The organism is Mesorhizobium sp. P5_C1, from assembly GCF_054049815.1.
Map to the genome: position 1 here is coordinate 1 of NZ_JBFULQ010000316.1, position 6,547 is coordinate 6,547.

The 6,547-nt window shown below is 63.0% G+C and carries 4 protein-coding genes; 1 reads left to right on the plus strand and 3 read right to left on the minus strand.

What is annotated here, in order from left to right:
* The first annotated feature begins 134 nt into the window (after positions 1 to 134).
* Positions 135 to 1,340, plus strand: a complete 1,206-nt coding sequence (locus ACXJ7R_RS21640) for a DUF2865 domain-containing protein (RefSeq protein WP_457153632.1) — start codon at positions 135 to 137, stop codon at positions 1,338 to 1,340.
* Here the strand turns inward: ACXJ7R_RS21640 and gltX are convergent.
* From gltX to ACXJ7R_RS21655, 3 genes are all read right to left on the minus strand, one after another.
* Positions 1,258 to 2,631 (minus strand): glutamate--tRNA ligase, encoded by a 1,374-nt coding sequence (gene gltX, locus ACXJ7R_RS21645; protein ID WP_457153633.1) that lies wholly within the window; start codon positions 2,629 to 2,631, stop codon positions 1,258 to 1,260. The genes ACXJ7R_RS21640 and gltX overlap by 83 nt on opposite strands.
* A 162-nt stretch (positions 2,632 to 2,793) precedes the next feature.
* Complete coding sequence (locus ACXJ7R_RS21650) at positions 2,794 to 3,975, minus strand: hypothetical protein (RefSeq protein WP_457153634.1); 1,182 nt, start codon at positions 3,973 to 3,975, stop codon at positions 2,794 to 2,796.
* 263 nt (positions 3,976 to 4,238) lie between these two features.
* Positions 4,239 to 6,044: an ABC transporter ATP-binding protein gene (locus ACXJ7R_RS21655; protein ID WP_457153635.1), complete on the minus strand. Its 1,806-nt coding sequence runs from the start codon at positions 6,042 to 6,044 to the stop codon at positions 4,239 to 4,241.
* Between the last annotated feature and the right edge of the window lie 503 nt (positions 6,045 to 6,547).

Below are 6,547 nucleotides of genomic sequence, written 5' to 3' on the forward strand. Positions count from 1 at the left end.
TCACGGCAGAGACTGAACCCGAACATCCGCGACGGCGTGTCTCTGGGCTAAGACCATCTTTGGTTGTAGATTGAGGGAACGATTAACCGCGAATCCGGTAGCATCGCGCAGGCAAGCAGGCGGGGTTTTCGGACATGACGGGCGAAAGGTTGAAGCTGACGCATGTTGCTGCGCTGCTTGGCGCGCTCGTGCTTTCAGCCATCGCGGTCACCGAGCCGCAGGCCGCCTCGCGCGTCTGCCGCCAGTTGGAAGCCGATCTTGCCGCTGCCTCGCGCGGCGGCGGTGGTGGCCCGGCATTGATCCGCAAATACGACGCGGCAATCGAAAGGCAGCGCGAACAGATCTCCAGGGCCCGCAGCAAATCCAGCAGCGCCGGTTGCGGCTTTTCGCTGTTCAGCCGCAATGTCAGAGAATGCGCCGGGCTCAACGCCACCATCGATCGTATGAATGCCAATCTCGATAGCCTGCAGGCCAAGCGCGCCAAGCTCGCCAGCGGCGGCTCGCGCCGCGACCGTGGCCGCATCCTGGCGGCGCTCGAGGCCAAGGGCTGCCGCGACGACACTTTTGTACCGCGGAACGCTCCGCTGCAGGAGGCGAACCGCGAAGACGGCAACGCAAACCTGTTCGAACAGCTTTTCGGCGGCAACAGCCAGCAGCTCGATGCGCTCGATGAGCCTGACGTTCCGGGCGAGGAGCCCGATGTCAGCAGGGTGCTCAACCGGCCCGGCGTACCGGATTTTTCGAGCGTCGGCGGCGGCGAGTTCCACACCACATGCGTGCGCACCTGCGACGGCTATTTCTTCCCGATGTCGAATTCGGCTTCGACGAGCGATTTCGAGCGCGACCAGAAGAATTGCGAATCAAGCTGCCCTGGCACAGAGATGCAGGTTTTCTATTCGCGCGGCATGGATGACGATTCGGCTGAGATGACGTCATCGGTCACCGGCCGGCCCTACAGCGAATTGCCGACCGCCTATCTCTACAAGCAGTCCAACATGCCGCTGCCGCCGGCTTGCGGCTGCAACGCCGCGCGGAATTTCCAGGTCATCGCCGGCAACCCGCCGAATCCTGAGCAGTCCCAGCCCGAAACGGACGCGACACCGTCCATTCCGGTTCCGGCTACCAAGCCCGATCCGGGTACCGATCCGGAAACCCTGGCCAATGTGGAGGGCGGACTCGACCGCGAGGCGATCAAGCGACTTTCCGCCAAGCCGGTGACGTCGCCGGTGTCAGCCTTGCCACCGGACCAACGCAAGGTCAGGGTCGTCGGGCCAACGTTCCTTCCCGACCCATCAGCGGCAATAAATCTGCAAGCTCCGGCCCCGAAGGCAGTCCGGTAAGCGCGAGCCTCAGCGGCATGAACAGCGCCTTGCCCTTGCGGCCGGTTGCTTCCCTGATCTTGCCCGTCCACTCTTTCCAGACCGTCCCGTTCCAGGGTTCCTCCGGCAGCAGGTCGAACGCTTGACCCAGGAAATCGCGGTCGTCGTCGGAAAATTCCGGCCTCTCCTGCGGGCCCTCGCGCAAGGTGCGCCACCAGCTTGTCGCATCGGCCAGCCTGTCGAGATTGCCGCGCACCGCAAGCCAGAACGGCTCGGCCTGGTCACCCGAGACGCCGAGCACGATCAGCCGGTCTTGCGCCTCGGAGAACGGCATATGGTGCAACAGCGCCCGGTTGAGCACGAAGAGCTCGTCAGGATCGAACTTGGCCGCGGATTTCGATGTCGCCGCCGGATCGAAGCGTTCGGCGAGTTCGGCCATCGTTGGCACAGCCGCGACATTCTCCGAGGTGCCGACCAGCACGGCGAGCGAAGCGACGGCCATCGGCTCGATGCCGTCCGCGCGCAGGCTTTCGATGGAGAGCGCGCCGGAGCGTTTCGACAACCCCTCGCCCGATGCCGTGGTCAAGAGGTTGTGGTGGCCGAACACCGGCGGTTCTGCAGCCAGCGCCTGGAACAGGGCGATCTGCACGCCGGTGTTGGTGACGTGGTCGTCACCACGGATGACATGACTGACGCCCATCTCGATGTCGTCGACCACCGAAGGCAGGGTATAGAGATAGGTGCCGTCCTCGCGCACCAGAACCGGGTCCGAAAGCGAGGCAAGATCGACGGTTTCCTCGCCACGCACCAGATCGTTCCAGTGAATTTCGGTACGTTCGGGTTGCAGTGGATCGCCTGAGAAATTGGGCAACAGGAAGCGCCAGTGCGGGCGGCGCCCATCGGCCTGGTATTCGGCGATCTGCTCCGGCGAAAGCGCCAGCGCCTCGCGGCCATAGACTGGCGGCAGGCCACGCGTGCGGCGCACCTTGCGCCTGAGGTCGAGCTCCTCCGGAGTCTCGTAGCAGGCGTAGAGAACGCCGGCCGCCTTCAGCCTTTCGACCGCCGCGTCATAGACCTCGAAACGCCGCGATTGGTATTCGGTGGCATCCGGGAAAATGCCCAGCCAATGCAAATCGTAGAGGATGGCGTCTGAGAATTCCTGCTTCGAGCGGGCAATGTCGGTGTCGTCGAAACGCTGGATAAAGCGGCCCTTGTTGTTCATGGCAAACAGCCAGTTGAACAGGGCGGTGCGCGCATTGCCGATATGAATGCGGCCGGTTGGCGACGGGGCGAAACGAACGGTAACTGTCATGAGCGGGGCGTACCGGATGCTTTTGTGATTGACAAGACGCGCCCCCGCGCGGTGCGGCAGACATAGAACAGGACGCGCGCAATGAAAAGACCGGGGCGGCGTGCGCCTCAGGCGGCGTATAGACATGCGTGCTTGCGCCGACGAACAAGTCGTCGAAGGCGATCAGCGGCCGAAGTCATCGGAACTGAGGCGGGTCCAGCGGTCGCCCATCAACCCACCGATAAAGATGTCGCCGGAGCGGACCGCTTCCGTGACCTCAGCCATCCGCGAGCGAACCATCGTCCCCCCGGCATAGCGGAAGAAGACATTCTTGTAGCCGAAGAGTTGGGGCATGAATCTGCCCTGCGTCTGCCCGGTGATGCCCGCGCAGCCCATATCCCACGCGGCCGCGATAAGGCCATCCAGCGTCGCGCCCCAGTGGGATCCTGAAGCCTGGATTTGCAGCAGGTTCGCGATGCCGCCGGCTTGACCGTAGAAGGCGTAGCAACCGAGCATCTTGCCCGTTTCGTCGTAAGTCCCGCCGAAATGAAGTGGCCCATCGGCCCGCTTCTCGGCCGCCAGCGCGAGCAGCCGTGTCAGCTCGCCATCCTTCCAACTCGGCCGAAGCGAGTAATCGGACAGGAGGGTCGGCAGCCGCTCGGCAAATTGCGCTGCATCGATCGGCTCACGGTGGACACGATGCGACGACGAAAGCGGGACCGGGTGCTCGAACCTTCCTTTAGCGAGAACATCGAATGCTCTCGCGCAGGGATCGGTCGCCAAGCGAGGCAGGCCAGGCCATTTGCGGTGCAGTGCGGCGGCGGCCATAGCCGCCGGCCGGAAAACACAGGTCCATCCCAGACAATGAACCGGCAGGAGCTGATACTTCATCGGGCGCGCGAAGGCCAAGGATGTCCGGTTGGCCGAATCGGTCAGCTGCACATCGAATTTTCCTTGATTCAAGGCACGCAGCAATTGCGGTCCTGCCGAGCCGTGATCGGTGCCGGGGTCGGACATGAGCGGACCGATGATTGCCGCATTCAATGCCGTTCCGTTGAGCTCGTAGCGGGCTTTCAGGACGCCGAGGAACCCACCTAGACGTCCTTGCGGGTTGATCTGGACCRGAGCGTTGCTCTCACCGGGCTGGCCGGCAGGATCAAGATAAATCTCTCTCATATACTCGGCCGTCTCCGCGATCGCGCGATCGAGGAGGTGACGCCGCCGCTGGCGAAACTTCGCCAGGAAGAGTGCGGCGACGCTCTCGAGATCTTCGGCAGCGAGCGGCCGAACCGAGCCGTGCCGAGTTTCCAGCACCGACGGCGCAGCCACCTTTTCCGAACCGGCATTTGCGGAAACAAGATGCATCTTGAAGCCTATCTGCCGCAGAGCGAAATCCTGGGCAGGTTAGTCGGATTCCAGGATATGCATAGACCGTCTCTGGGTTGCCTAGAGAAGGCTTATACCAACCAGTAGTAGAAACAACGTAAACAAGACGTCTCAAAACTCAGGATCTGGAACGCCCTGGATATGGTTCGCGTCACTCCAACCGACTGACGAAAGCCCGCTCTATTGCAACCGCGATGGAGCCCGAGAGGTGGCCTCCGGCCGGAGCCGGAGGCCACTTCAGATCAGATGACCAGTCCCTTGGTCAGTTCGAGCGCCTGACGCTCGAACAGTCGGCGGTAGATGCCGCCCTTCAGCCGGATCAGCTCGTCATGCGAGCCTTCCTCGACGATCTTGCCGCGATCGAAGACCAGGAGCCTGTCCAGCGCCCGCACCGTCGAAAGCCGGTGCGCGATGACCAGCGTCGTGCGCCCGACCATCAGCCGTTCCATCGCCTGCTGGATCAGGACCTCCGATTCAGAATCGAGGCTCGATGTCGCCTCGTCCAGGATCAGGATGCGCGCATCGGCAAGGAAAGCGCGCGCGATTGCCACGCGCTGACGCTCGCCGCCCGACAGTTTCACACCGCGTTCGCCGACCAGCGTGCCGTAGCCCTTCGGCAGGTTGGCGATGAAGTCATGCGCACTCGCCAGCCGCGCCGCGTGCTCGATCTCATCCTGCGTCGCCGTCGGCCGGGCATAGGCAATGTTCTCGGCCAGCGACCGGTGGAACAGGATCGGCTCCTGCTGGACGATGGCGATCTGCCCGCGCAGCGACGCTTGCGCCAACTGCGCGATGTCCTGGCCGTCGACCAGGATTCTTCCCGCATTGACGTCATAGAGCCGCTGGATCAGCTTGACGAAAGTCGTCTTGCCCGAACCCGAATGGCCGACGAGGCCGACACGTTCACCCGGCGCGATATCGACCGAAAAGTCGCGATAAAGGGGCGATCGGTGATTGCCGTAATGAAAGGTGACGTTGTCGAAGCGGATAGCCCCCTGCGTGATCCGGATCGGCTTGGCGCCGGGCCGGTCCTCGATGCCGAGCGGTTCGGACTGGAACTCGACCAGCTCCTCCATGTCGTTGATCGAACGCTGCAGGTTGCGGATATGGGTGCCGATATCTCTGAGATATCCCTGCAGCACGAAGAACGACGTCAGCATGAAGGCAACGTCACCGGCGCTCGCTTGCCCCCACGACCACAGCATCAACGCCAGGCCGATCACCGCGGCTCTCATGACCAGCAACAGCGCCCCTTGCGTGGTGCCGTTGATGGTGCCGCGTACCCAGGTCCGCCGCGTGCGCGCACGCCATTTGGCGACGACCCTGGCGAGGCGTCGCTCTTCGCGCTCCTCGGCGCCAAATCCCTTGACCACGGCGTTGCAGCTCACCGCGTCGGCCAGCGAGCCGCCGAGGCGCGTGTCCCAGGTGTTGGCGAGCCGCGCAGCCGGTGCGACATAGCCGAGCGACAACATCGCCGTCACCGCGATGAACAGCACCGATCCGGCGGCAACGACCACGCCCATCAGCGGCCAAAACCAGCCGAGCAGCAGCGTCGAGCCAATCAGCATGGCGACGGACGGCAGCAGCGCGATGAGGATCGTGTCGTTGAGCAGGTCGAGCGCCCACATGCCGCGCGTCACCTTGCGCACGGTCGAGCCGGCAAAGCTGTTGGCATGCCAGTCGGTGGAAAAGCGCTGGACGCGATGGAAGGTGTCAGCGGCGATATCGGCCATCATCTTCAGCGTCAGCTCGACGATCGCCATGAAGGCAAGGTTGCGCAGCACGACGCCGGTCAACGCCAGCGCCATCAGCATCGAGAACGCGGTCATCGCGGCATTCCAGGCAATGGCATCGGCGCCGGCGCTGCTGGCGACGGCGTCGACCAGCCGGCCTGAATAAAGCGGCGTCAAAACGTCGGCCAGCGTCGACAACAGGAAGCCGCCCATGATGAGCGAAAGCCGCCACGGCTGACGCCGCCAATGGGTGAGCGTGAAACCAAGAACGCTGCGAAAGGCGCTCGCGCGCAAATCGATTCTGAAACGAGCCATGATGTCATTCGGGCGCAAACGAGCCCGATCCCAGTAAGGTCGAAAATTGAAGAAGCCGCGCAAGGGGCTAGCGATTGCCCAGAATGCGGAGCGGCATATTTGGCGTCTCGCCCGTAATCGGGCGGCGACCGGCATCGGCATAAGCCTGCGCTCAATCCGGCATCAGCGCGAGGGCAAACCCTCGCTGAGCGCCGGATGAGACCTAGGCTTCGCGGCCTCGCATTACCATTTGAAATACAGCCATTCGGACCTCCCGCAAATGAATCGCGGAACGGTCCTTATAAAGACGCCCCGATGCATCGCCAAGATCGGCTCATGTCGAAAGTCTATCTGGTCCAAGCACTGAGGTTATTTTGCAACAACGGCGGATGTCGCCATGGTCGCACGCTCGTCATTGCGGAATGCGATCGAGGCGCATGTATCGACCATCCGTCGATGCCTTGAAGCCCAGTTTCTCATAGACCCCGTGTGCGTCGCTGGTCGACAGGCTCCAGTGCGAAACC